Annotated in this window: 25 protein-coding genes; 12 read left to right on the top strand and 13 right to left on the bottom strand. The window is 66.9% G+C overall.

Features of this window, described 5'->3' with window-relative positions; translation table 11 throughout:
* From rfbD to rfbC, 3 genes are all read right to left on the bottom strand, one after another.
* A complete protein-coding gene (gene rfbD / locus ACIIOY_RS02730) occupies nt 1-894 on the bottom strand; it encodes a dTDP-4-dehydrorhamnose reductase (RefSeq protein ID WP_411033089.1) in 894 nt (297 codons plus the stop codon).
* A complete protein-coding gene (gene rfbB / locus ACIIOY_RS02725; protein WP_411033088.1) occupies nt 891-1,958 on the bottom strand; it encodes a dTDP-glucose 4,6-dehydratase in 1,068 nt (355 codons plus the stop codon). The genes rfbD and rfbB overlap by 4 nt, the downstream gene beginning before the upstream one ends.
* Before the next feature lie 100 nt (nt 1,959-2,058).
* Entirely contained in the window at nt 2,059-2,616 is a 558-nt protein-coding gene (gene rfbC / locus ACIIOY_RS02720; RefSeq protein ID WP_411033087.1) for a dTDP-4-dehydrorhamnose 3,5-epimerase, read from the bottom strand.
* Nucleotides 2,617-2,882: 266 nt separating this feature from the next.
* Between rfbC and ACIIOY_RS02715 the strand changes: the two genes are divergently transcribed.
* The 3 genes from ACIIOY_RS02715 to ACIIOY_RS02705 all read left to right on the top strand — a co-directional run bounded on the left by ACIIOY_RS02715 (nt 2,883) and on the right by ACIIOY_RS02705 (nt 5,406).
* On the top strand, nt 2,883-3,233 hold the full coding sequence (locus tag ACIIOY_RS02715; RefSeq protein ID WP_411033086.1) for a DUF982 domain-containing protein: 351 nt from the start codon (nt 2,883-2,885) through the stop codon (nt 3,231-3,233).
* A gap of 439 nt (nt 3,234-3,672) precedes the next feature.
* The gene (locus tag ACIIOY_RS02710) at nt 3,673-4,701 is read left to right on the top strand and encodes a four-carbon acid sugar kinase family protein (RefSeq protein ID WP_411033085.1); all 1,029 of its coding nucleotides are present in this window, start codon (nt 3,673-3,675) and stop codon (nt 4,699-4,701) included.
* Nucleotides 4,702-4,704: 3 nt separating this feature from the next.
* Nucleotides 4,705-5,406: a FadR/GntR family transcriptional regulator gene (locus ACIIOY_RS02705; protein ID WP_411033084.1), complete on the top strand. Its 702-nt coding sequence runs from the start codon at nt 4,705-4,707 to the stop codon at nt 5,404-5,406.
* Between the two features lie 90 nt (nt 5,407-5,496).
* On the opposite strand, the gene ACIIOY_RS02700 is transcribed toward ACIIOY_RS02705, so the two are convergent.
* The 3 genes from ACIIOY_RS02700 to ACIIOY_RS02690 are packed head-to-tail and all read right to left on the bottom strand — an operon-like array spanning nt 5,497 to nt 8,769.
* Entirely contained in the window at nt 5,497-6,615 is a 1,119-nt protein-coding gene (locus ACIIOY_RS02700) for an iron-containing alcohol dehydrogenase (RefSeq protein ID WP_411033083.1), read from the bottom strand.
* Between the two features lie 4 nt (nt 6,616-6,619).
* A complete protein-coding gene (pdxA, locus tag ACIIOY_RS02695; protein WP_411033082.1) occupies nt 6,620-7,576 on the bottom strand; it encodes a 4-hydroxythreonine-4-phosphate dehydrogenase PdxA in 957 nt (318 codons plus the stop codon).
* Nucleotides 7,573-8,769 (bottom strand): sialidase family protein, encoded by a 1,197-nt coding sequence (locus ACIIOY_RS02690; protein ID WP_411033081.1) that lies wholly within the window; start codon nt 8,767-8,769, stop codon nt 7,573-7,575. Before ACIIOY_RS02690 ends, pdxA begins: the two co-directional genes overlap by 4 nt.
* 227 nt (nt 8,770-8,996) lie before the next feature.
* Here ACIIOY_RS02690 and ACIIOY_RS02685 point away from each other — a divergent pair, with 227 nt between their 5' ends.
* From ACIIOY_RS02685 to ACIIOY_RS02645, 9 genes are all read left to right on the top strand, one after another.
* Nucleotides 8,997-9,875, top strand: a complete 879-nt coding sequence (locus ACIIOY_RS02685; RefSeq protein WP_411033080.1) for a DMT family transporter — start codon at nt 8,997-8,999, stop codon at nt 9,873-9,875.
* A gap of 36 nt (nt 9,876-9,911) precedes the next feature.
* Nucleotides 9,912-11,402: an ABC transporter substrate-binding protein gene (locus ACIIOY_RS02680; protein ID WP_411033095.1), complete on the top strand. Its 1,491-nt coding sequence runs from the start codon at nt 9,912-9,914 to the stop codon at nt 11,400-11,402.
* A gap of 85 nt (nt 11,403-11,487) precedes the next feature.
* Nucleotides 11,488-12,402, top strand: a complete 915-nt coding sequence (locus tag ACIIOY_RS02675; RefSeq protein WP_411033079.1) for an ABC transporter permease — start codon at nt 11,488-11,490, stop codon at nt 12,400-12,402.
* 10 nt (nt 12,403-12,412) lie between these two features.
* Nucleotides 12,413-13,333 carry an ABC transporter permease gene (locus ACIIOY_RS02670; RefSeq protein WP_411033078.1) on the top strand — a complete coding sequence of 307 codons (921 nt, stop codon included), beginning with the start codon at nt 12,413-12,415 and terminating at the stop codon, nt 13,331-13,333.
* Complete coding sequence (locus ACIIOY_RS02665) at nt 13,326-14,945, top strand: dipeptide ABC transporter ATP-binding protein (RefSeq protein ID WP_411033077.1); 1,620 nt, start codon at nt 13,326-13,328, stop codon at nt 14,943-14,945. The genes ACIIOY_RS02670 and ACIIOY_RS02665 overlap by 8 nt, the downstream gene beginning before the upstream one ends.
* Nucleotides 14,946-14,971: 26 nt before the next feature.
* Nucleotides 14,972-15,868 carry a dihydrodipicolinate synthase family protein gene (locus ACIIOY_RS02660; protein ID WP_411033076.1) on the top strand — a complete coding sequence of 299 codons (897 nt, stop codon included), beginning with the start codon at nt 14,972-14,974 and terminating at the stop codon, nt 15,866-15,868.
* Nucleotides 15,865-16,833: a phosphoglycerate dehydrogenase gene (locus ACIIOY_RS02655; protein WP_411033075.1), complete on the top strand. Its 969-nt coding sequence runs from the start codon at nt 15,865-15,867 to the stop codon at nt 16,831-16,833. The genes ACIIOY_RS02660 and ACIIOY_RS02655 overlap by 4 nt, the downstream gene beginning before the upstream one ends.
* Nucleotides 16,830-17,879 (top strand): Ldh family oxidoreductase, encoded by a 1,050-nt coding sequence (locus tag ACIIOY_RS02650; protein ID WP_411033074.1) that lies wholly within the window; start codon nt 16,830-16,832, stop codon nt 17,877-17,879. The genes ACIIOY_RS02655 and ACIIOY_RS02650 overlap by 4 nt, the downstream gene beginning before the upstream one ends.
* A gap of 111 nt (nt 17,880-17,990) precedes the next feature.
* Nucleotides 17,991-18,695: an SDR family oxidoreductase gene (locus ACIIOY_RS02645; RefSeq protein WP_411033073.1), complete on the top strand. Its 705-nt coding sequence runs from the start codon at nt 17,991-17,993 to the stop codon at nt 18,693-18,695.
* A 6-nt stretch (nt 18,696-18,701) separates the two neighbouring features.
* Here ACIIOY_RS02645 and ACIIOY_RS02640 read toward each other — a convergent pair whose 3' ends face one another.
* The 7 genes from ACIIOY_RS02640 to ACIIOY_RS02610 form a co-directional block, all read right to left on the bottom strand.
* Nucleotides 18,702-19,445 (bottom strand): class I SAM-dependent methyltransferase, encoded by a 744-nt coding sequence (locus tag ACIIOY_RS02640; RefSeq protein ID WP_411033072.1) that lies wholly within the window; start codon nt 19,443-19,445, stop codon nt 18,702-18,704.
* Between the two features lie 64 nt (nt 19,446-19,509).
* Entirely contained in the window at nt 19,510-19,854 is a 345-nt protein-coding gene (locus ACIIOY_RS02635; RefSeq protein ID WP_411033071.1) for a hypothetical protein, read from the bottom strand.
* Entirely contained in the window at nt 19,851-20,078 is a 228-nt protein-coding gene (locus ACIIOY_RS02630; RefSeq protein WP_411033070.1) for a hypothetical protein, read from the bottom strand. The genes ACIIOY_RS02635 and ACIIOY_RS02630 overlap by 4 nt, the downstream gene beginning before the upstream one ends.
* A 301-nt stretch (nt 20,079-20,379) precedes the next feature.
* Nucleotides 20,380-20,520 (bottom strand): hypothetical protein, encoded by a 141-nt coding sequence (locus ACIIOY_RS02625; protein ID WP_411033069.1) that lies wholly within the window; start codon nt 20,518-20,520, stop codon nt 20,380-20,382.
* Nucleotides 20,521-20,696: 176 nt separating this feature from the next.
* Nucleotides 20,697-21,662, bottom strand: coding sequence for a hypothetical protein (locus ACIIOY_RS02620; RefSeq protein ID WP_411033068.1), 966 nt, complete (start codon nt 21,660-21,662; stop codon nt 20,697-20,699).
* 350 nt (nt 21,663-22,012) lie between these two features.
* A complete protein-coding gene (locus tag ACIIOY_RS02615) occupies nt 22,013-22,603 on the bottom strand; it encodes an SCO family protein (protein ID WP_411033067.1) in 591 nt (196 codons plus the stop codon).
* Complete coding sequence (locus tag ACIIOY_RS02610; RefSeq protein ID WP_411033066.1) at nt 22,600-24,447, bottom strand: NHL repeat-containing protein; 1,848 nt, start codon at nt 24,445-24,447, stop codon at nt 22,600-22,602. The genes ACIIOY_RS02615 and ACIIOY_RS02610 overlap by 4 nt, the downstream gene beginning before the upstream one ends.
* Nucleotides 24,448-24,454 lie beyond the last annotated feature (7 nt).

The raw sequence follows: 24,454 nt of genomic DNA, 5'->3' as shown, positions 1-24,454 counted from the left end.
TCAAACGAGCCGCGCGACGGCAGCGGCGGTCGATTCACGCCATGGCGGAAGCCTGACGCCGTGGGCATCGGACAGCTTGCCGCAATCGAGCCTGGAATTTGCCGGCCGCCTTGCCGGCGTGGGGTAGGCGCTTGAGGGGATGCGGCCGACGGCGGCGGTCGGGCCTCCGCGGCTTGCCGATTGCGAAAGGATCTCGGCCGCGAAATCCGCCCAGCTCGCCTCGCCGGAGCCCGTCATGTGGAAGACGCCGCGCAGGGCCGGCGCGTCGCTGTCCAGGAGATTGGCGGCAACCGCAAGGACGCCGTCGGCGATATCGAGCGCGGATGTCGGATTGCCGGCCTGGTCGTCCACCACGTCGATGCTGTCGCGCGTTTCCGCCAGCCTCAGCATGGTCCTCAGGAAATTCTTGCCGAAGGGGCTGTAGACCCAGGCGGTGCGCAGGATCGCGTGGTTCGCGGCCGCTTTGGCGACCGCCTGTTCGCCGGCCAGCTTGGTGCGGCCATAGGCGCCGATCGGCGCGACCGGGTCGGTCTCGACATAGGGCGACGGCTTCGTGCCGTCGAAGACATAGTCGGTGGACAGGTGAACGATAGGCACGCCGAGCGCGGCCGCCGTCGAAGCCACGGCCCCGGCCGAGACGCCGTTGACGATCGCGGCTGCTTCTTCATCGGTCTCCGCCTGATCCACCGCCGTATAGGCGGCGGCCGAGACGATGATGTCGGGCCCGGCTTTCCGCAGCGGCGCATCGAGGCTCCCGGGCCGGGACAGGTCGAGCGCCGGCCGCCCGACGGCGATCACCTCGAACCGGCCGCCGAGCGCGGCGCGCTCGATCAGCGAGGTGACGACCTGGCCTTCGCGGCCCGTCACGACCATGCGTTTGCGCTGCGTGCTCATGCGGCACCCTGTTTCGGCGGGTCGATCAGGCCGAGGCGCGTGCCGGCATAGCCGCTGCGCAAGGGCGCCCACCACCATTCGTTGTCGAGATACCAGCGCACGGTCTTCTCGATGCCGGTGTCGAAATTCTCCTCGGCCTTCCAGCCGAGCTCGGTCTCCAGCTTGGTGGCGTCGATCGCATAGCGGGCATCGTGGCCCGGGCGGTCGGCCACATGGGTGATCAGCGCCGCATGGGGCTGCCGGCCGGGCCGGAACCCGTCCATCAGCTCGCAGATGCGGGTGACGACATCGATGTTGCGCCGCTCGTTGCGCCCGCCGACATTGTAGGTCTCGCCGATCCGGCCGCGCTCGGCGATGATGTCGAGCGCGCGGGCGTGGTCCTCCACATAGAGCCAGTCCCGGATATTCGCGCCGTTGCCGTAGACCGGCAGCGGCTTGCCCTCCATCGCATTGAGGATCGTCAGCGGGATGAGCTTTTCCGGGAAATGGAAGGGGCCGTAATTGTTCGAGCAGTTCGACACCACGACCGGCAGGCCATAGGTGCGCATCCACGCCTTCGCGAGGTGGTCGGAGGCGGCCTTCGAGGCCGAGTAGGGCGAGCTCGGATCGTAGGGCGTCTCTTCGGTGAAGAGCCCGTCATCGCCGAGCGAGCCGTAGACCTCGTCTGTCGACACGTGCAGGAAGCGGAAGGCTTCTTTTCGTGCCGGCTCCAGCCCCGCCCAGTACTGCCTTGCGCATTCCAGCATGGTGAAGGTGCCGATCACATTGGTATCGACGAAATCCTTGGCGCCGGTGATCGAGCGGTCCACATGGCTTTCGGCGGCCAGATGCATGACCCGGTCGGGCTGGAAGCTCGAGAAGGCCTCGGCGATCGCGCCGCGGTCGCAGATGTCGGCCTTGAGAAAACGGTAGCCCGCCTGGTTGCCGACCGACGTCAGGGACGTCTGGGTGCCGGCATAGGTCAGCTTGTCGACGTTCAGAACCTCGTAGCCCTTGTCGAGGACGAGATGGCGGACGACGGCCGAACCGATGAAGCCTGCTCCGCCCGTAACCAATATGCGCATCTATGACGTCTCCGTGGGTCTTGAAGGTCGGGCTTGTCGAGAGGCCTTGCGAAGCGACACCGGTATAAGGCTCCGAGCACCACCTTCTAAAGAATGAAACTCAGTAGGTGAAGACGGTGCCGAGATCGGTAAGCACCGGCTGGTGCCGGTCCTTCTCCGACAGGATCGCCTTGCCCGCCGCGACCGGCCAGTCGATGCCGAGTGCCGGATCGTCCCATCTGAGGCCGCGGTCGTGCTCCGCGCTATAATAGTCCGTCACCTTGTAGCTGATCTCGGTATGAGGGGCGAGCGTGCAGAAACCGTGCGCGAAGCCCGGCGGCACCCAGAGCTGCCTGCCATTCTCCGCCGTCAGCTCGACCGCCACATGCTTGCCGAAGGTCGGCGACCCCTTCCGGATGTCGACGGCGACGTCCAGGAGGGCGCCGGCGATGCAACGCACCAGCTTGCCCTGCGCCTTCGGCTCCAGCTGGAAATGCAGGCCGCGCACCGTGCCGGCCTCCGCCGAGAGAGACTGGTTGTCCTGAACGAATTCGAACGGGCCGACATGTTCGGCAAACAGCGCCTGCCGGAACGTCTCCATGAAGTAACCGCGCGCATCGCCGAACTTCTTCGGCGTGATGAGGATGACGTCCGGAACAATGGTTTTCTCGAAGAACATGATGGCCCTCGCCAAATGCAATATCCACTTGCACGCCCCTACATTCAACGGATCGTCGCTTCAACGGTAATTCTCGATGGGCAGCGGACAGTCCGGCCCCAGGCAATCATACGCACGAACGCGCGCCGGCAGCGACGGCGGCAAAACGGGTGTTGGAACGACACCGCCTGAACGGCCTCAGCTTGCCGCTTATGGCTTACCCTCTATCAAGCTTCACTCAAGCATCGTTCCTTAGAGATGAAGAAACTATACTTGAGAGGCGGTCCATGGCTGAGGTCTGGGCGACTACCGTGACCATCGAAATGAACGATGCCGCCGGCACGTTCACTCGCATTCATAGCACCCGGGAAGCGGCATATTACCTGTTGGATCATTGGGCAAAAGCTCGCTCACCTGCTTATTGCGCCGCTGTCCGGATGTGTGCAAAGGCAATCAGGGGCGAGGTAAGTCATGAGGCGGCTTATGTCGCCTTCATGGCGGCAGTCCGAGAGGCTAATTTTGCTCTTATTTCAAGCCGTCGAGCCAATGTGTCCGACGAACTTGAACGCGACATTGAAGTTGTTCTGGCGGAAAGCATCCTGGCGGAGCTTAAGGCTCTCTGGCCGTCGAGCTCTTAACATCTTCTACGAAGCCGTAAGCTGTTAGATAAAAGGTGGCCGGCTTCAGCGGCAAAGAGGCCCGTATCGTCGAACATTCTCGGTTTCCGAGGATAACGCATCTTCCTCGTCGATCCTGCAGCCGGTCCCTACGCAGGCCTCGCAATTCTTAGGCTTTCCGCCGCGCGGTGAAGAGCCCGCCAGACAAGGCGGTCGAAGGCCCTTCTGCACGTCGGAAGGCGAGTGGCGGGCTGCGGCTTGGGTGGGTTCCCGAGGGATGACGAGATCGTTGGCCGGCATTCCGGAAATGCGGGACGAAAGATGTCCCTGCATTTCCCCGGATGAACGCCCTGCAACAGGCTGCCGGAAGCCGCATAAATTTGTTTCACCACCTGAAAAATCGTTGACTTTTCAAGCAAAACAATCGTTATAAACATAACAACAATTTCGGGTTCTCAAGATGCTGGCCATTGTCGCGGACGATCTGACGGGCGCCTTGGACGCCGCCGCGCCGTTTGCCGGCCGGGGCCTTCACACGGAAGTGGCCCTGACTCCCGATGCCGTCGCCGAAGCCGCGTCCGGGCGTCCGGGCGTGCTGTCGATCAATGCCGGTTCACGCGAGGTCTCCGCCGAGGCCGCGCGGCGGGCGACGGCGGCGGTCCTGGCGGCCTTGCCGCCGGGCACACGCCTTTTCAAGAAGATCGACTCGCGCCTCAAGGGCAACATCGTCGCCGAGCTGGACGCCACGCCTTTCCGCGCGGCCATGGTGGTGCCGGCCATCCCGGAATTCGGGCGGATCGTCAATGCCGGCTACCTGCAGGGGTTCGGGGTTGAGACGCCGCTATCCGTCGCGGGAGCGCTCGGTCCGCACGCCGGCCGCGCCATGATCCCGGATGTCGCCGCCCGGGAGGAAATGGACCGTTGGCTCGACGCGGCGGAGGAAAAGGGCGTCGATCTCCTGATCGGCGCGCGCGGGCTGGCCGAAGCGCTCGCCGCGCGCATGAGCGGGCGGGCCGCCGCGCAGCCCGCGGAGATACCGGAAGGCCCCGGCCTGTTCGTTATCGGCTCCCGCGATCCGATCACCCTTGCGCAGATCGATGCGCTGCGCGCCGCCGTCGAGCCGCGTTATCTGCCGGCGCCGAACGGCCGGCTGGCCGATGTCGCGCCGGACGAAAGCCCGATCACGCTGGTCCAGGCCGTGCCGGGCAGGGAGCCTGCCGCCGCAGGGCAGGTTTCCGATGCTCTGGCCGAAAGCGTTTTTCCACGCCTGACGGTAAGGGCAGCGACCCTGCTGCTTTCCGGCGGGGCAACGGCCGAGGCCGTTCTGCAGAGAATGGGGATCACGCGTTTCCGCCTCGCCGGCGAATGCCTTCCGGGCCTGGGCTTGGCGCATGCGCGCGGACATTGCATCATCGCGAAATCGGGCGGATTCGGCGGGCCGGAAACGCTGAGGGTGATCGCGGACAGGATCCTCCGCAAGATGGGATGACAGATGGGACTGGAGAACGGAACAGCACGCAAGAGCCTCGGCGATCTCGTCTTCGAGCGCATGCACCGGGCCATCAAGTCCGGCGCCTACCAGCCGGACGAGCGCCTGCCGACCGAGCATGACCTGGCGATCGAGTTCGAGGTGTCGCGGCCGATCGTGCGCGAGGCGCTGCGGCGGCTGCGCGAGCAGGGGTTCATCTATTCGCGGCGCGGGGCCGGCAGCTTCGTGCGCGCCGTCGGCATGCGCGAGCCGCTCGGCTTCGGCCAGCTAGAAAACGTCGCCGATCTCCTCAACTGCTACGAATTCCGCCTCACCGTCGAGCCGGCGGCCGCCGCGGCCGCGGCGGAACGCCACGATGCGGCGACGCTCGCCGCCATCCGCCAGGCGCTGGAGCTGATGCGCGACGCCACCAACCGGCAGTCCCACCGCGAGGACGCGGACTTCCAGTTCCATCTCGCCATCGCCCGCGCCGCGCATAACAGCTACTTCTTCACCGCCATGGAGGCGCTGAAGGATCACATCGCCGTCGGCATGCGGTTCCATGGCGTCTCGGTCAAGCGCGAGACGGCCGGCCTCGCGCGCGTCTTCGCCGAACACGAGGCGATCGCCGACGCCATTACCGCCCGCGATGCGGCCGGCGCGCGCCAGCTCATGCACGACCATCTCACCGGCTCCCGCGACCGTCTTTTCCAGGCGACGAAGTAACCGAAAGAAAACCCCGGCAGCGCCGGGGCCGGGCTGCCGGCAAAAGGCCCGGAGAGGCTGCGCGGTTTTGTCGAGTGGGGGGAGACGGCCTTAGAACGCCGCCTTGTAGATGGCGAGCACGTCTTCCACGCTCATGTCGATGGGGTTGTTGTCCATCAGCCGGCGGTTGGCATGGGCCTCGCCGGCATAGAGCGGCAGGTCCTGCGCCTTCGCGCCGTGGGCGGCGAGCGACATCTCTATGCCGAGGTCGCGGCAGAAGCCATGGGCCGCTTCCAGGAGCGCGCCGGAAGAGAGGGTCTCGCCGAGGCCCAGCGCCTTTGCCACTTCCGCGGTCTTGTCCGCCGCGGCCTTCCGGTTGAAGGCGAGGACATGCGGGAAGATGACGGCGTTGGCGAGGCCGTGCGGCAGGCCCAGCCGCGTGCCGAGCGGATAGGCGATGGCGTGCCCCGCCGCCGTGTTCACCGGCCCGAGGCAGATGCCGCCGTAATAGGAGGCGAGCATCAGCCCCTCGCGCGCCTCGGTGTCGGCCCCGTCGCGGACGGCGCGGGCGAGGTATTTTCCCACGAGCCGGAAGCCCATGCGGGCGAACCCGTCGATCATGGGATGGGCGCGGCGGTTGGTGAAGGCTTCCACGCAATGCGCCATCGCATCGACGCCCGTCGCGGCGGTCACGGCCGGCGGAACGGTATAGGTGAGCTCCGGGTCGAGCACCGCGAAATCGGCGATCATGTGCGGGCTTTCGACGGCGATCTTGTTGCCCTTTTCCGGATCGGTGATCAGCGAGCGGATGCCCGCTTCCGAGCCCGTGCCGGCGGTGGTCGCCACCTGGGCGAGCCGCGTGCGGCGTCCGGCGACGCGGTTCGGGCCGGCGACGTCGGCGAGTGTCTGTTCGCCGTCCCAAAGTGCGGCGACGAGCTTGGCGACGTCGAGGACCGAGCCGCCGCCGAGGCCGACGACGAGATCCGGCCGGCTCTTGCGCGCGGCTTCCAGCGCGGCCTCCAGCGTCGCGATGTCGGGCTCGCCGGGGATGGCGTCGAAGAGGGTGACGCGGCCGGCAAGCTTCAGCCGGTCGGCAAAGCCGGCGGTGAAGGGCGTGGCGATGACGAGGATGGACGCGGCGTCCGCGGCCCAGGCGCCGACCTCGCCGATCGTGCCGGCGCCGACGGCGAGGCGGCGGGGCTGGTGGAGCGTGATGGGGGCGATGGTCATGGCGTCATCCTCGCGTGGCCGCGCCGGCCACCAGCTTGCGGGCATAGGCGATGGCGGAATTCATGTTGCCGTGATTGGCGATGCCCTTGCCGGCGATGTCGAAGGCCGTGCCGTGGTCGACCGAGGTGCGGTCGATCGGCAGGTCCACCGAGACGTTGACGGCGGTGTCGAAGGCGACGAGCTTGATCGGGATATGGCCCTGGTCGTGATACTGCGCCACGACCAGATCGAAAGCGCCGGAATAGGCGCGGTAGAACACGGTGTCGGCGGAGATCGGCCCGTGGGCGTCGATGCCCTCGGCGCGCGCGGCCGCCACGGCCGGTGCGATCTGGTCGTCGTCCTCCGTTCCGAAGAGGCCGTTCTCGCCGCAATGCGGGTTGATGCCGGCGACCGCGATCCTCGGCGCCGCATAGCCGATGCGCCTGAGATGGGCGTCGCCGGCGCGGATCGTCGCCAGCACCCGCTCCGTCGTCGAGCGGCGGATCGCCTCCTGCAGCGAGACGTGGGTGGAGACGTGGATGACCTTCAGCCGCTCGGAGGCGAGCAGCATGTAGGCGGCCCTGGCGCCGGTGAGGCTGCGCAGCATGCCGGTATGGCCGTCATAGTGATGGCCGGCGAGGTTCAGCGCCTCCTTGTTGATCGGCGCGGTGACGATGCAGCCGATGACGCCGGCCTCGGCATCGCGCACCGCCTTCTCGATGAAGCGGAAGGCCGCGTCGCCGGCGACGGGGCTGAGCTGGCCCCAGGGCAGCGGCGCGCCCTCGACGGGAAGGTCCACGACATGGGGGGCAAGGTCGACATCGATGCCGAGCGCGGCGCGGGCGGCCTCCAGCGTCGCGAGATTGCCGTAGATGCGGGTCGCGGCGCGTTCCTGCGGCGTCATGCCGGCAAGCGCGCGAACCGAGATCTCCGGGCCGACCCCGCACGGATCGCCCATGGTTATGCCGATGATGTCGCTCATGGAAGTCTCCGTGCGCCGGCGCTGTCCCAGCCGGGAGCCAGGCGGACATATTTGATCGCGCGCCGGTGATAGGTGTAGGCGAGGTGCAGGCTGCCGTCCGGCCCTTCCAGCAGCCAGGGGTAGGACATTTCCTTGTTGCGGCCGTCGGTCGAGTCGTTGGAAAGGCAGGTGCCCGGGCCGTCCTCGACCAGCAGGCGGACCGGGAAGGTCCTGCCGCCGTCCTTGGAAAGGCAGAGGGCGACCGGCGCGCGCGGCACGCCCCAGACCGGCACGCAGCCGCCGGTCGGGTCCGCGTCTGCCCGGCCGTCGTCCTCGCCGAGCTCGTCATAGAGCGAGGCGCGCCGCTCGGCCGACTGGGCCGCGCTGACGGGATTGCAGATCATCGCCACGCGCCCGTCCTGGAGGCGGATGGCGGCGATGGAGGAATTGTTGTTCGGCACGTCGCTCGGCGCGGGCGCGGACCAGCTGCGCCCGCCGTCGTGGCTTTCCGTCCGGTAGACCCAGTCCGCCTGCCGCCGGCGGAAGAAGGCGGCGAAACGTCCGCCGCCGAGCGGGACGGGCGACATGTGAACGCAGCCGATCGACTGGCCGACATCCTCCAGCCGCCACGTCGCGCCCTGATCGAGCGAGACGCCGACGGCGGCGGTGTCGTGGCTGCCGTTCCACTTCCGGCCGGGGCGCTGGACGCAGCGGAAGATCGGCAGCAGCCACGCCCCGTCGTCGCGGACCACCACCGGCGCCCGCACGAAGCAGCCGCGCGGCAGATCGAGGTAGCGGCCGTCCGCGGCGGCGAGGACCAGCGGATCGGTCGCATCGCGCCGGATTTCGGCCATGCGGATGCGGCATTCGTCCTGGTTGCCGGAAGGCTGCGAGGTGTGGAAGAGCCAGAGCCGGCCGTCCGGGGCGGTGAAGAGGACGGGATTCTGCTCCGAATGGGCGGGATCGAAGCTCAGCCGCTGCGGCGGCCCCCATTCTCCCGCGCCCTCGGGCAGCACGGAGGCGAAGATCGAGATGTCCGACTTACCTTCCAGCGTGCCGCCGAACCAGGCGCAGGCGAGCGCGCCGTCGGGCAGCAGATGCAGGAACGCCGCATGGTTCTGGACCATCGGGGAAGGCAGCAGGGCCTCCATGCGCCCGGATGGGGCGGCCTTGAGCTGGCCATTCATGCTGCGGGCTATGTCCTCGGGATTCATCGGCTCCTCCTGCTTGGCCTCGAAAATCGCCTTTTTTCCAAAGTTGTCAAGTTTGATGATGTTATTTAATGGCTGAAATACTGCTCATGTTATGATTAATATACTGATTTTATGTGATAAAAATATTTCATACAAATCATTATGCGGTTTACATCGTGAATTAATTTGACAAATAAGGGCGAAAAGAGGATGGTCGGGAAACCGGCGGGAGGAATGCCGGAAGGAGGATGCTGATGCCGCAGGCCGGCAATTCACGGAAGGCGACGATGGCCGCGATCTTCGCGATCGGCGCAGCCGTGCTTGCCGCGGTCGACGCGGTGATCGTGCGTGCGCTCGACGGCGGCGTCCATCCCTTCGTGATCGGCTTCTTCCGCGCCTTCTTCGGCGCCGTCGCGCTTCTGCCGTTCATCGCGCTCCGGCCGTCCGTCCTGCGCTCGACGCATCCGCTGCGCCAGCACGCCGTCCGCGCCGGGTTCAAGCTGATTGCGATGGTCGCCTTCTTCGCCGCCTTCAGCTGGGGGCCGCTCGCCGATGTGACGGCGATCGCCTTTACCTCGCCGATCTTCGTGACCATCGGCGCCGCGCTCCTTCTCGGAGAGCGCGTCGACCTGGCGATGATCGCCGCCGTCGCGCTCGGCTTCGTCGGGGCGCTGGTGGTCATCGGCCCGACCGGCACGGGGCTCAGCCTGGCCATCCTGCTTGCGCTCGCCGGCGCCCTGCTGCAATCCGTGATCCAGCTGATCCTGAAGTCCATGTCGAGAGGCGACCGGCCCGTGACGCTTGTTACCTGGAACCTTCTTCTTACCGTGCCGATCGCGCTGGTCCTGGCGCTGCCGTTCTGGGCGATGCCGAATGCGCGGGAGATGTCGCTTCTTGCCCTTCAGGGCGTCGTCGGCGCCGCCTGCATGGCCATGATCACCCAAGCCTTCTCGCTTGCCCCCGCCACCATCGTCGCCCCCGTCGATTTCCTGCGCCTGCCGCTGGTGGCGCTCGGCGGCTTCGCGCTCTTCGGCGAACACATCGCTCTCAGCACGCTGTGCGGGGGCGGGCTCATTTGTTGTGCGGCGCTGATCGCCGCGCGATCCGGAAAGACCACGATAGCCTGAACGCAATTTCACTAGGGAGGAAATGCCGTGAAGAAAATGCTTGTCCTGGGGGCCCTCATGCTGGGCTCCGCCCTGTCGCCGGCCTTCGCCGGCTCCGGCCCCATCAAGATCGTCCTGCCGGAGGAAGCCGACCTGCTCGAGCCGTGCATGGCGACCCGCTCGAACATCGGCCGCATCATCATGCAGAACGTCAACGAGACGCTGACGGAAATCGACGTGCGCGGCGACAAGGGCGTCATGCCGCGCCTTGCCGAGAAGTGGGAGCAGAACGGGGACGGCAGCTGGCGCTTCCACCTGCGCCAGGGCGTCAAGTTCTCCGACGGCACGGCCTTCGACGCGAAGGACGTCAAGCACAGCTTCGAGCGCGCCATGAGCGAGAAGATCACCTGCGAGTCGCGCCGCTATTTCGGCGGCATGACCGTGACGCCCGAAGTCGTCGACGACTACACGATCGATTTCAAGGCCGATCCGGTGCAGCCGATCCTGCCGCTGCTGATGTCGCTCGTCACCATCGTGCCGGAGGAGACGCCGGTCGAGTTCGTCCGCGAGCCGGTCGGCACCGGCCCGTACAAGCTGACCGACTGGACGCCTGGCCAGCAGATCGTGCTGACGGCGCGCGAGGACTATTGGGGCGAGAAGCCGGAGGTGACGGAGGCGACCTACCTCTTCCGTTCCGATCCGTCCGTGCGGGCGGCCATGGTCCAGACCGGCGAGGCGGATCTTTCCCCCTCGATCTCGCAGCTCGACGCCACGAACCCGGCGACCGACTTCTCCTATCTCGACAGCGAGACGGTCTACCTTCGGATCGACCACAATATCCCGCCGCTGAACGACGTCCGCATCCGCCGCGCCCTCAATCTGGCGATCGACCGCGAGGCCTTCATCGGCACGCTCGTGCCGGATGGCGCGGTGCTCGCGACGGCGCTGGTGCCGCCGACCACGCTCGGCTGGAACCCGGACGTCAAGGTCTTCCCCTTCGATCCCGAGGGCGCAAGGAAGCTCTTGGAAGAGGCCAAGGCCGACGGCGTCGCGGTGGACACGCCGATCACCATCATCGCGCGCACGGCCAACTTCCCGAACGTCACCGAGATCATGGAGGCCATCCAGGCGCAGCTCCAGGATGTCGGCTTCAAGGTCGAGCTCAAGTTCGTCGAGGTGGCGGAGCACGAGCAGTACTACTCCAAGCCCTTCAAGGAGGGCAGGGGACCGACCATCGTCGCATCCATGCACGACAACTCGAAGGGCGACCCCTCGTTCACCATGTTCTTCAAGTATGCGACCGAAGGCACGCAGTCCGGCTTCTCCGATCCGAAGGTCGACGACCTGATCAAGCGCGCGTCGGCGGCCGTCGGCGACGAACGCGCCAAGCTGTGGTCCGAGCTGTTCGCCTACCTGCACGACGAGGTCGTCGCCGACGTCCTCCTGTTCCACATGGTCGGCTTCTCCCGCGTTTCCGAACGCCTGGACTTCAAGCCGACCATCGCGACCAACGGCACGCTCCAGCTTTCGGAGATCAAGATAAAGTAACGGCTGCGGCGGACGCTTCGTTCGCCGGCCACGACAGCAATCAAGGCGGCGGGATGATCCCGCCGCCGGATTCCCTGAGGATGCCATGCTGAAATTCGTTCGAAAACGAGCTGTGGCCAGTCTGATCTCGCTCGTCGGGCTGATCGTCATGGTCTTCTTCCTCTCGCGGCTGACGGGCGACCCGGCCGCCCTGTTCCTTCCGGTCGAGGCCTCCGCGGAGATGAAGCAGCAGTTCCGCGAGCTGCACGGCCTCAACGACCCGCTGCTCACGCAGTTCGCCCGCTATGTCGGCGACGTCGTCACCGGCGATTTCGGCGAATCCCTGCGCAAGGCGCGGCCCGCGCTCGATGTGGTGCTGGAAGCCTTCGTCTGGACCCTCTGGCTCGCCCTCGTCACCATGACGCTCGTGACGGCCGCGGCCATCGTCGTCGGCTCGCTCGCCGCCTTCCGCGCCGGCGGCTTCTTCGACCGGCTGTCCTCCGTCGTTTCGCTCGTCAGCGCCTCGGTTCCCGATTTCTGGCTGGCGGTCGTGGCGATCGTCGTCTTCTCGGTGAACCTCGCCTGGCTGCCGACCTCCGGCACCGGCTCTCTCCTCCACTGGATCCTGCCGATCTCGGTGCTCTTCATCCGCCCCTTCGGCATCATCGTCCAGGTGGTGCGCGGCTCGATGATCGGCGCGCTCTCCTCGGCCTATGTGAAGACGGCGCGCGCCAAGGGCGTCAGGTCCGGCCCGATCATCTTCGTCCATGCCCTGCGCAACGCCATGCTGCCCGTCATCACCGTGATCGGCGACCAGGCGGCGAGCCTCCTCAACGGCGCCGTCATCGTCGAGACCATCTTCGGCTTTCCGGGCGTCGGCAAGCTGATGATCGATTCCATCCTGCAGCGCGACTTCAACGTCGTGCTGGCCGCCATCCTCGTCACCGCGCTGGCGATCTTCCTCATGAACCTGCTGATCGACCTTGCCTATGCGCTGCTCGATCCGCGCATCCGGCACTGAGGAGGCGGCCATGACCCTTCAGACCTCCGAGGCCGTCGTCGAAGAGCCGCATTTCGCCATGCGCATGGTCCGCATGCTGCTGGCCGACAAGTTCGCGCTCTGCGCGGCGATCTTCCTCCTCCTCATCCTGATCCTCGCCATCGTCGGGCCGAGCTGGCTCGGCGAACTGGCGACGAAGCAGAACCTTCGCGGCCGCAACGCCGCGCCCTTCGACTGGGAGCGCGGCTGGGTGTGGTGGATGGGCGCGGATGCGCTCGGCCGGCCGCTGCTGGCCCGCATCATCGTCGCCACGCAGAACACGTTGCTGGTGGCCGCAGGCGCGGTCGCGCTTTCGGCGGTCGTCGGCACCTTCCTCGGCCTCGTCGCCGGCTTCTCCTCGCCGCGCGTCAACCAGGTGATCATGCGGCTGGCCGACGTCATCATGTCCTTCCCCTCGCTGCTGATCGCCGTGATCGTGCTCTATATCCTCGGCTCGTCGATCCTCAACCTGATGCTGGTGCTCGCGATCACCCGCATTCCCGTCTATCTCAGGACGACGCGGGCGGAGGTGCTGGAGATCCGCGAGCGCATGTTCGTGCAGGCCGCCCGCGTGATGGGGGCGTCGAGCAAGCGCATCCTCTTCCGCCATATCCTGCCCGTCGTGCTGCCGACGCTGACGACGCTCGCCACGCTCGACTTCGCCTATGTCATGCTGGCCGAAAGCGCGCTCTCCTTCCTCGGCATCGGCATCCAGCCGCCGGAAATCACCTGGGGCCTGATGATCTCGCAGGGACGGCAGTATCTCACCAATGCCTGGTGGCTCTCCTTCTGGCCGGGCCTTGCGATCATCCTCACCACCATGTCGCTCAACCTGCTCTCGAACTGGCTGCGCATCGCGCTCGATCCGGTGCAGCGCTGGCGCCTCGAAATGAAGGACCGCAAGAATGGCTGACTATCTGCTTGAAGTCCGCAACCTCTCGGTCGAGTTCCATACCGCCGTCGGCGTGGTCAAGGCGGTGCGCGACATCTCCTATCACCTCGACCGCGGCGAGACGCTGGCGATCCTCGGCGAGAGCGGCTCGGGCAAGTCCGTCTCCTCCTCGGCGATCATGAACCTCATCGACATGCCGCCGGGCCGCATCAGCTCGGGCGAAATCCTGCTCGACGGCGTCGATCTCCTGAAGATGCCGGCGCAGGAGCGGCGCGCGGTGAACGGCCGGCGCATCGCCATGATCTTCCAGGACCCGCTGAGCCACCTCAACCCGGTCTATACCGTCGGCTGGCAGATCCGCGAGGCGCTCACCACGCACGGCACCGACGCCGCCACCGCCGCGGCCGAGGCCCTGCGGCTGATGACGCGCGTCGGCATTCCCGAGCCCGAGCGCTCGCTGGGCAAGTATCCGCACGAATTCTCCGGCGGCCAGCGCCAGCGCGTCATGATCGCCATGGCGCTGGCGCTGCGCCCCGACCTCCTCATCGCCGACGAGCCGACCACGGCGCTCGACGTCACCGTGCAGGCCGAAGTGCTCGCCCTCCTGGAGGAATTGCAGGAGGAGACCGGCATGGCGGTGCTGATCATCACGCACGACCTCGGCGTCGTCGCCGAGATCGCCGACCGCGTGGTGGTGATGGAGAAGGGCGTGCTGGTGGAGGCCGGCACGGTGCGCGAGGTCTACAAGAACCCGCAGCATCCCTACACGAAGAAGCTGATCGCCGCCGCGCCCGGCAAGGGCGAGATGCACGCGCCCGCCGCCCGCCTCGAGCCAGTTCTTTCGGTGCGCGACGTGCGCAAGCGCTACGGCTCCTTCGAGGCGCTGAAGGGCATCTCCTTCGATCTCATGCCCGGCGAGACCCTGGCCGTCGTCGGGGAAAGCGGCTCGGGCAAGTCGACGCTCGCCCGCATCCTGCTCCGGCTCGACGAGCCGGACGGCGGCACGGCGCACTGGAAGGGCCGCGACCTCTTCGCCCTGTCGCCGGTCGAGCTCTACAAGCTGCGCCGCGACCTCCAGATGGTGTTCCAGGATCCCACGCAGTCGCTCAACCCGCGCATGACCGTCTACCAGCTCATCTCCGAGGCCTGGGTCATCCATCCGGACATCCTGCCGAAGGCGAAATGGCGCGCGCGGGTCGCCGAGCTCCTGGTGCAGGTGGGCCTCGGCCCGGAGCATATGGGCCGCTACCCGCACCAGTTCTCCGGCGGCCAGCGCCAGCGCATCGCGATCGCCCGGGCGCTGGCGCTCGAGCCGCAGCTCATCATCTGCGACGAGGCCGTCTCGGCGCTCGACGTCTCGGTCCAGGCGCAGGTGATCGCGCTGCTCGACAAGCTGCGCCGCGAGATGGGCATCGCCTTCATCTTCATCGCCCACGACCTGCCCGTCGTGCGCGATTTCGCCGATCACGTCATGGTCATGCAGAAGGGCAATATCGTGGAGTTCGGCACGGTGCGCGAGGTCTTCGAGACGCCGCGGGAAGACTATACCCGCGCGCTCCTTTCCGCCGGCCTCGATCCCGATCCCGACGTGCAGGCCGCCCATCGCGCCGCCCGCCTTCAACGCGCCTCCTGAGCGCTCCCGATCCAAAGGAAGACCCCATGACAAGCCAAGCCTTCGTCGCCCTCGTCACCTGCTTCAACGAGGACGAGACCATCAACTACCAGGCGACGCGCGCGCAGGTCCGCCGCCAGGTCGCGGCCGGCAACAACATCATGTGCGCGGGCACCAACGGCGACTTCACGGCCCTGACGCACGAGGAGAAGATCCGCCTCACCGAAGAGGTCGTCGACGAGGTTGGGGGCAGGGCGAAGGTCATCGTGAACGCCGGCATGCCGGCGACCTTCGAGACGGTCCAGCTGGCCCGCGCCTTCGACAGGATCGGCGTGGACGGCATCGCGGTGATCACGCCCTTCTTCATCGCCTGCACGCAGGACGGGCTGGTCCGCCATTTCTCGACGGTCGCCGACAGCGTCGGCACGCCCGTCTATCTCTACGACATTCCGGCGCGCACGCAGAACCACATCGAGCCGGAGACGGCGGCAAGGCTCGCCCGGCACGGCAACATCGCGGGCATCAAGGATTCCGGCGGCGCCCAGGAAACGCTCGCCGCCTATTTGCAGGTCTCGAAGGACAATCCCGGCTTCGAGGTCTATTCGGGCCCCGACCACCTCGTCCTGTGGTCGCTCCAGAACGGTGCGGCCGGCTGCATCTCGGGCCTCGGCAACGCGCTTCCCCATGTGCTTGCCGATATCCTCAAGGCGTTCGAAGCGGGCGACATCGCGGAGGCCGAGCGCCAGCAGGCGATCTATACCGCCTTCCGCACGGAGCTTTATGCGCTCGGCTTCCCGCCTGCCATGGTGAAGCGCGCGCTCTATCTCCAGGACGCATCCGTCGGCGCGAGCCGCCAGCCGGCCCTCCTGCCGGATCCCCGGCAGGACGAGCGGATCGCCGGGATCCTCGGAAAATACGGCCTTCTCCCGGGGAGTGCGGCATGAGCGTCGTGGTCGCGACGACGTCGCCGGGCTTCGGCCGCCACGGCCGGCTGCCGCAGCTGATCGAGGAGGCCGGCTGGACCGTCATCCGCTGCACCGACGGCGACCTCGCCGATGGAGGGCTCTCCCGCCATATCGGGACGGCGGACTTCCTCGTCTCCGGGCTGCTTCCCGTGACCGCGGCGACGATCGCGCACGCGCCGCGGCTCAAGGCCGTGCTGAAGCATGGCGTCGGGACCGACAATATCGATATCGCGGCCTGCACGGCGAAAGGCTGCCCGGTCACGAACACGCCGGGCGCGAACTCGAACGCCGTCGCGGAGTTGGCGGTCGGCATGATGTTCGCCATGGCCCGCAACATCGTCGTCGGCCACAACAGCGTCGTCTCCGGCGGCTGGGACCGCCGGCCGGGCACGGAGATTTCCGGCAAGGTGCTCGGCATCGTCGGCCTCGGCAATATCGGCAAACTGCTCGCCCGCAAGGCGATTGCGCTCGGCATGACCGTCGTCGCCGCCGACCTTCGCCCGGACCGCGCCTTCCTTGCCGAGCACGGCATCGAACTCCTCGACCTCGATGCGCTGCTGGCCCGCTCGCACTACGTCTCGCTGCATGTCTTCGGCGGCACCGGCAATGCGGCGCTGATCGATGCGCGAAAGCTGGCGTTGATGAAGCCGGAGGCCTGCCTTCTCAATCTCGCCCGCGGCGAGGTGGTCGATTACGACGCCCTGGCCGACGCGCTTTCGGGCGGCCGCCTGCGCGGTGCCGCGATCGACGCCTTCGTGACGGAGCCGCCGGATGTCTCGCATCCGCTGTTCAAGCTCGCGAACGTCGTCTTCACGCCGCACAGCGGAGCCGACAGCCTGGAGGCGTTCGAGAACGTCGGCCTGATGGTTGTCAGCGACATCAAGGATTTCATCGCCGGGCGGCGGCCCTCGCGCGTCCTCAATCCGGAGGTTTACGACCGATGACCACACCCCGTTACGATGCGGACGAGCTGCTCGCCTTCGCCCGTTCGCTTTTCTCCGCCGCCGGCCTCGAAGCGGACAAGGCGGCCGCCGTCGCGACCTATCTGCTGGAAGCCGACCTGATGGGGCATTCCACCCATGGCCTGGCGCTTGCCGGCTGGTACCTGCAGAGCATTGCCGATGGCGTCATGACGAAGGCCGGCTCCTTCGATGTCGTCAGCGACCGCGGCCCGTCCGTCTGCTGGAACGGCAACCGGCTGCCGGGCGCCTGGCTGACCTGTGAGGCGGTGAAGCTGGCGGTCGACAGGGCCGGCCGGTTCGGCACGGCCACCGTCGTCATCGGCAACAGCCATCATATCGGAGCGCTCGCGACCTATCTTCCCATTGCGACCGGGAAGGGCATGCTCGTCTCCATCGCCTCCTCCTCGCCCTCCGGCGCGCAGGTCGCCCCGTTCGGCGGCCTCAAGGGCCTCTATACGCCCGATCCGGTCGCCCATGGCATTCCGACCCCCGACGGGCCGATCCTCATAGACATCTCCGCATCCATCACCACGGTGAACATGGCCCAGCGGCTGATCCGGGAAGGCCGGCAGTATGACGCGGAATGGCTGATGGACGCCGACGGCAATCCGTCGCGCGATCCGCGCGTGCTCGAGGCCGGCGGGACGCTTCTGCCGACGGGCGGCCTCGACCACGGCCAGAAGGGCTACGGCATGGCGCTGATCGCCGAGGCGCTGACCCAGGGGCTTGCCGGCTACGGAAGGGCGGACGCGCCGAAGGGCACCAACGCGGCGGTGACCGTCCAGGTATGGGATCCCGAGGCTTTCGGCGGCAGGGAGGCGTTCCTCAGGCAGACCGGCTGGCTCGCCGACGCCTGCCGCGCCAACCCGCCCCGGCCGGGCGTGAACAGGGTGAGATTGCCGGGCGAGGCGGCGACGGCGCGCAAGCGCGCCGCGATCGAGACGGGCGTCGTGCTGCATGCCGGGATCATGGACAGCCTCGCGCCGCATGCCGAACGTCTCGGCATCGCGCTTCCCCGGCAGTCGTGACGCCGCGGCCGGGAACGGTGCGGGCTTTGGGCAGGCGGATCGTCTCAGGTTTTTCCTTCCGTCCCGAAGCTGCTATCAGGTAGCGCGAACGCATCAACCAGGAGACACACCATGAGCACGAACAAGGTAGCCGTGATCACCGCGGGCGGCAGCGGGATGGGAGCGGCCTCGGCCCGGCGGCTGGCGGCGGACGGATTCAAGGTCGCGGTCCTCTCCTCCTCCGGCAAGGGCGAGGCCCTGGCGAAGGAGCTCGGCGGCGTCGGCGTCACCGGCTCCAACCAGTCGAACGACGACCTGAAGGCGCTCGTCGACCTGGCGGTGTCGACCTGGGGGCGCATTGACGTTCTCGTCAACAGCGCCGGCCACGGCCCGCGTGCGGAGATCACCGCGATCAGCGACGAGGACTGGCACAAGGGCATGGACACCTACTTGATGAACGTCGTGCGCCCCGTGCGGCTCGTGACGCCCGTCATGAAGGCGCAGAAATCCGGCTCGATCGTCAACATCTCCACCGCCTGGGCCTTCGAGCCGTCCTCGATGTTCCCCACCTCGGCGGTCTTCCGCGCCGGCCTTGCCGCCTACGCGAAGATCTTCGCCGACACCTACGCGGCCGACAATATCCGCATCAACAATGTCCTGCCGGGCTGGATCGACAGCCTGCCGGGCACGGAGGAGCGGCGCGAGAGCGTGCCCATGAAGCGCTACGGCACGATGGAGGAGATCGCCGCCACCGTCGCCTTCCTCGCCTCCGATGGCGCAGGCTATATCACCGGCCAGAACATCCGCGTCGACGGCGGCCTGATGCGCTCGGTTTGAGCGGCGTCAGGCAAGGGCGCCGAGGGGGATGATCTCCCTGGCGCCCGGCCGCCACGCATTGCCTTCCCAGTCGCCGAGCCAGCGCTCGACCCTGAGGCCGGCTTCGGCGATGAGTCCTTCCAGCTCCGCCTTCCCGGGAAAGGCGATGCGCGAGGCGGCGGAAAGCCGTGCCCCGCTCGCGCGGATCTCGTAATGCGTGCCGTAGGTGACGATGCCGGTCGCCGGATCGAGGGCGGCGTCGTTCCATGCCGCGACGGTGCCGAAGCGGGGATGCTCGACGAGGCGCATGGATGCCTCCGGTCCCCATTCCTCCCACTCACGGCAGGCAGGATTGCGGCTGTCGAAGATGAAGCGGCCGGCCGGTTCGAGATGCGCCGCGATGGTGGCGAGCGCCGCGCGGCGATCCTCCAGGGTGAGGAAGACCTGGAAGGCATGGCCGGTCAGCACGACGAGGTCGAAGCGGCGGCCGAGCCGCAGCGTGCGCGCGTCGCCCTTCAGGAACGCCACCCTGTCCGCGCCGGGTTTTCCCCGGGCGATCCGGAGCATCGCCGCCGCCGGGTCGACGCCCACCACCGTTTTGTCGCCGGAAAGCGCGACGGCGAGCTCCCCGGTGCCGCAGCCGAGGTCGAGCACGCTCGCCGCATCTGCCGCCAGCGCGAGGCAATAGGCAAGGTCCGGCGACCGTTCCCAGCCGTTTTCGAGGTCGTAGAAATCGGCGAGCGCCGGGTCGTGGTAGAGGCGGTCTTCCATCCTCTCCTCCGGGAAAAGGCCGCGCGTTTCCATGCGGCTCCGGGCGGTCGGTCTCAGCCGGCGGTCACGTCTCCCCGCCGGTGGCGTCGAGGACCTTTTCGCAATGCGTCGGGCCGCCCTTCGGGTCGACGCGGTCGGCGACGGCGCGGATGTTGTTGATCCGGTAGGCGTCGTTGACGGTCAGCTCGACCGTGCAGGACTTGCCCCTGGCGAAGCCGCCGCGCCACTTGTAGAGCGTGGTGCCGCCCGGGCCTGCCGTGTCGGACAGCGGCGGGCCGTAGGCCGCGAAGAAGCTGCCGGCGGTCTTGCCGTTCCAGCGCGCCTGCAGCGGGGTGGAAGCGACGGTCGTTGTGGTGCATGCGGTAAGGGCAAGCGCAACGCCTGCCAGGATTGCAATGCGGGACTTCATATGGCGATTTCCTCGGACTTCGTGCGGCCGTTCATCGGCGACTCGGGATCTGGAGCCTCGATTCGCCAATAGCGCAGCACGCGCAAAAGGGGAATCGCCGCCGCGCCAACTTTGCGGCCATCCCCGTCGAAGCGCTCCCGAACTTGCGGATTTGCAACAGTTTGCGGCCGCCACGGCAGAAGGTGGTGGCAGGGCCGGGCCGCACGCGTCGGTTCATTAAGCATTTCCTTTACTATTGAAGTAGACAATCCTCGGGCAAGACGTGCGTGAGAGCATTGATTCGACGGTTCAAGAGCAGGGCCGGCCCCGCGGTATCGGGAACAATCCGGTCACGACGCACTTCCTCAATCATCGTCGCGTGCCATTGGGTTGGAAGGAGGCTCAAAATGGCGGTACGGACAGAAAAGCAGAAGGAATACGACCGGACTCTCCTGCGGTTTGCCCTGGGCACGCTCGCCAGCCTGCTGGTCCTCGGCATTCCGCCGCTGATGCTGCTGATCTGACGGGAAGCGCGGGTACGGCCGGTCAGCCGCGGATGACGATCAGCGGGCCGAGACGGGTGACCCTGACCCGCAGCGCGTGCTCGATGAAGGAAAGTGCCGCGCGCGTATCGGAGATGGCGATCGTTCCGCTGACCCGCCGCCTGGAAAGCTCTTCGCCCGCCACAACGATCCGTCCTGAAAAGTGACGGTTCATCTCTTCGACCACGTATGACAACGGGCATTGTCGACCGCGAGTTGCCCGCGCCGCCAGGCCAGCGCGGCGAAGCCGTCGACGTCTCTCACCCCGGCCTTGCCGCTGTCCCGGCGCGGCACGGCCTACGGGTGGGGTGCTGCGGTGACTTATCGCGGTTTCGTTTCGATAAAGGTAACGAACCTCGTGCCGTTCAGTGCGTCGGCTGCGAAATCTAGCGGAAGTTCAGCATCAGGAACCGCACCGATGGAGGCGACGAGTCTCGTCCGGTCCAGGCCCCGTCCGGCGACCTTCAACGCCGATACGAGGAGGCGTGCGGCGGCCACGGCATGAACATCCACGATGTTTCCATCCCCTTTTCGGGAAACCAGGAATATTTCGGGCAGAGCCAGAACCAAATGGTGCCGACTGCCCTGCATCGGCGACAACAGCTCGCTCGCGAGGCCATAGATCTTCGCGTCGGCCGGAAGGGCCTGGAGAACCTCCTTCGCTTTGCGCTGGTCCTGGCAAAGCAGCAGAACGTGGCGGGTGCCGTTGTGCTGAGCATCCCTCGTCAATGGCGGGGTCGATAGCGCGTACCCGATCCCGGTGACGCCGTATCGCTTGATGAAACCGTCCGCGGCACCGCCGCATCCCGGTTCGTCGATGACGATCACGGTCTTCACCCTGTCGGAGGCGAAGCGGTCCGAGATCGCGCGCAGGGCATCCTGCCGATCCGCCATCAGCCCGCGCACGATCGTCTTGTCCTCGCTTCCGGCAAGCGGAAACAGCGGGAAGAGAACGGGAACCTGCCGATCCGTGAACGCCGCGACGTCGAGTCGTGCGGACGGCGCAAGGCCGACGACCGCGACCACATCCTTCTGCGCACTGGCGAGGATCGCCGCAGCGTCTCCCTCAAGGAGCTCGACGGCGACCGTCCGCCCATGGACGGGCCGCCCGCCGAGAAGGATGGCCAATGCGTCCCTGAGCCGTCCCGCATAGCGGCGGGCCGTCGCCGCGTTGTCCGGAGGAATGGCAATGCCGATCGTGACCGACCGGGGACGGACACCGCTCCGTTGCAGCTTGTCGAGCTGTTCGAGATAGGCAGAGAGGCTGGCGAAGGTCGCCTCGTCCATGAAATATCGCGGCATGAGGCTGGCCAGGACGCGCCCATCCGGCGCCCGTCCCTTCAACAACGCCCGTCTCAGGCTGGAGCGGTCATAGGCCGGCCGAATGGACGTCGCGCGGAAGAGGTCGGCCGTCCTGATCGATGGAGCCTCGCCCTCGCGGCCGCCCTCGCCATTCCGCCCATGGCAGGAACGGCACGGGAACCTGGTCGCAGGGATCGCCGAAGCGCCTCCCATCGAGACGGTCGCCTGGGTCTGCCCAACGCCGTTATAGATGCTGCGGCCGGCGTCCAACCGGTCACTGCCCGCAGCGCAGGCCGCCCACAAGAACAGCGATAGCAATGCGAGACAGGAGAGTCTCAACGATCGTACTCGTCCAGCGCCGCAACCACGCCTGAGACGGTCGCGTCGTTGACGGGCACGCGGCGAAAATCCTTCTGCTTTGCGTCGCCGACAATGAAGACGAGCTCGTGCAGTTCGATATCGGCGGTTCGCGCATTCGCCTGCCGCAGGATCTTTTCGATGTCGCCCGGCCGTCCGGTCGTCCAGAGCCAGCGCTCGCTCGGCCCCCACTTCCATGCAGCTTCGGCCAGGATGCCCGGTGTGTCGACCGTCGGGTTGATGGTTATCGACAGCAGGCGGACCGGCCGCTTCATGCGGGATGCGACGGTTTTGTCCAGCTTCTGCATGATCGCATTGCCGACCCCGCAAACGGATTCGCAAGTCGTATAGTTGAACGTTATCACCAGGAGGTCATCCCCTGCGATCTGGCTGACCAGCGCCGCCTCGCGATTGTGGTGGTCGGTCAGCAACACATCGGGAAGGCTTATGGGTTCTTGCTCCATTGCCGCGGCCTGCCGGGGCGGCACCCGGCCGGCGACAATCGCCGCCGATACCGCAAGCCCCAGAAAGGCCGCCAACGGAACGGCGACAATGGCGATCCTGTTCATGGCGACACCTGTGCGAGGGCCGGCTCCCGCAGCTCGAAAGCCTGCGGTATGTCGACGGGGCTGATTGCGAAAAGGCCGGGGTGGGGAAAGCGGACTTGCGCTTCGAGGCGGCTTTGGCGATCGCGTCGCGCGTCCACCAGCATCGTCCAGGACGACTGCAAGCTGGAGACGAGGAAGCGAGCGCTTGGGACGGCGATTTCCCTGCCGTCTCCGTCGCGGAACTCGAAGTCGATCGTTTCCTGCTGGCCGGCGGTATAGCCTTCGTCCCTCGAAGACGCCCTCAGCGTGAAAACCTGCTCCTTGCGGGCCGCATCGCCTTCGACGTCGAACTGGATGCATGTCGTGAGGCCGCCGACGCCGGTCGTGAAGATGAGTTCATGCTCGCCGCCGGCCTCGACGCGCGCGACCGTTTCGAAACGGCCTGGTGCGGCCTCGCGCAGACGCCGGTCGATGACGCCTATGGAGAGGGGCACGCCGCTGCGCAATCGGATATAGTCTTCGGGCGGCACATTGCCGATCGCCATGGCATCGTGGAGTATGAGCCCGACATGACCGCCTCTGTCGACGACCAGGGCGCGGGCTGCATCGAGCGGTACGATTCTCGCGCCGGCTCCCCCGGCGCCCGGCCGGCTGCGGGCCAGGCCAATGATGCGGGGCGCGGGCCGGTCCTTTCGTCCCAGTGCGGCAATTTCAAAGATTGCCACCGAGCCGCCGTCCTCGCTCAGAACATAGAGGTTCTTGCCGACGAACGCCGCCTCCTGGACGGCCATCCGCTCCTGCATGTGGCCGGCTTCGATGAGTTGGGCCGTAGCGAGGTCGACGATGACGAAGAGAGGTTCTCCCGGACTGTAGGCGATGGCATGGCGTCCGCTCTCGCTGATTGCCAGGCGCGCCGCATCGATGCCGATGGGAATGCGCAGCGGTTCGCCGGGGGCGTCCGTATAATGGATGTCTATAGCCTTTTGGCCCGCAGGCAGGACGACGACGGCCGCATCCCCGGCGAAACGGGCATCTCGGACCGGTGGGCCTGACGTGCTCCATCGAATGGCGGCAGCCCAATCGTCAAGGAGGGCGATTCTGCCGTCGCTGGAATAGGCGCCCACCAATCCCGGAAGGCCGGTCTCGCGGAGGAACAGCCGGTTCCTCGTCTCTCCCGACCGATCCGGAAGCGTCAAACGCGCATTGATCTGGCCATCCGGTTGCAGCTGCACGAAAGCGTCGTGTCCTGCATCGGCGACCCAGAGGTTTCCCGTCATGGTTGCCAGAACATCCGTCGGCGCCGCCAGGTCGCCGGGCACAGGGCGTCTTTCGCCCGTCAGAAGGTCGACTTCCTCGATCCGGCGCTCCGGGGCCAGAACCGCGAGCGCACGCATCCCGGCCTGATCGAAAGCGATGGTGTCCGGCCGGCGGTCGAATGTCGCGGCGGCGATCATGTTCGCCCCGCTCTGATCGAGCCGGCGATCCACGACGCCGAAACTTCCGTCGTCGTTGAGCACGGCGATCAACTCGCCGTTGAGGTCGATGACGCCGCGCGGCGTGCCTCGCGTGGCTCTCAGCGCGCGGGCCGTATCCGTGCAGGACGCATTTTCCGCAGCGACAGGGCGGATCCACGCGGCCGGTCTCAAGCCCGCCGGCCGCTGACCTGTCTTCGCATCAGAAACCTCCAGCGCGAGCCGAAACGGAATCCGGCTCTCGGGGGTGCGTAGCGTCCGTCCCGACCGGTCGCGAATGCTCATCTTGACCACCAGCCCGCTGTCGGCGGGTTGGCCGATCGCCGGCAGGGACGTCGAAACCAGCGCGGCGACGCCCAGCAAAATCAACGATCCCCGTTTCGAGATGCCCATGGTCGTC

This window comes from Shinella agrisoli (assembly GCF_046557955.1).
Taxonomy (GTDB): Bacteria; Pseudomonadota; Alphaproteobacteria; order Rhizobiales; family Rhizobiaceae; genus Shinella.
Note: the sequence above shows the minus strand (reverse complement) of the source record. Positions and strands in the feature narration are given on the sequence as shown.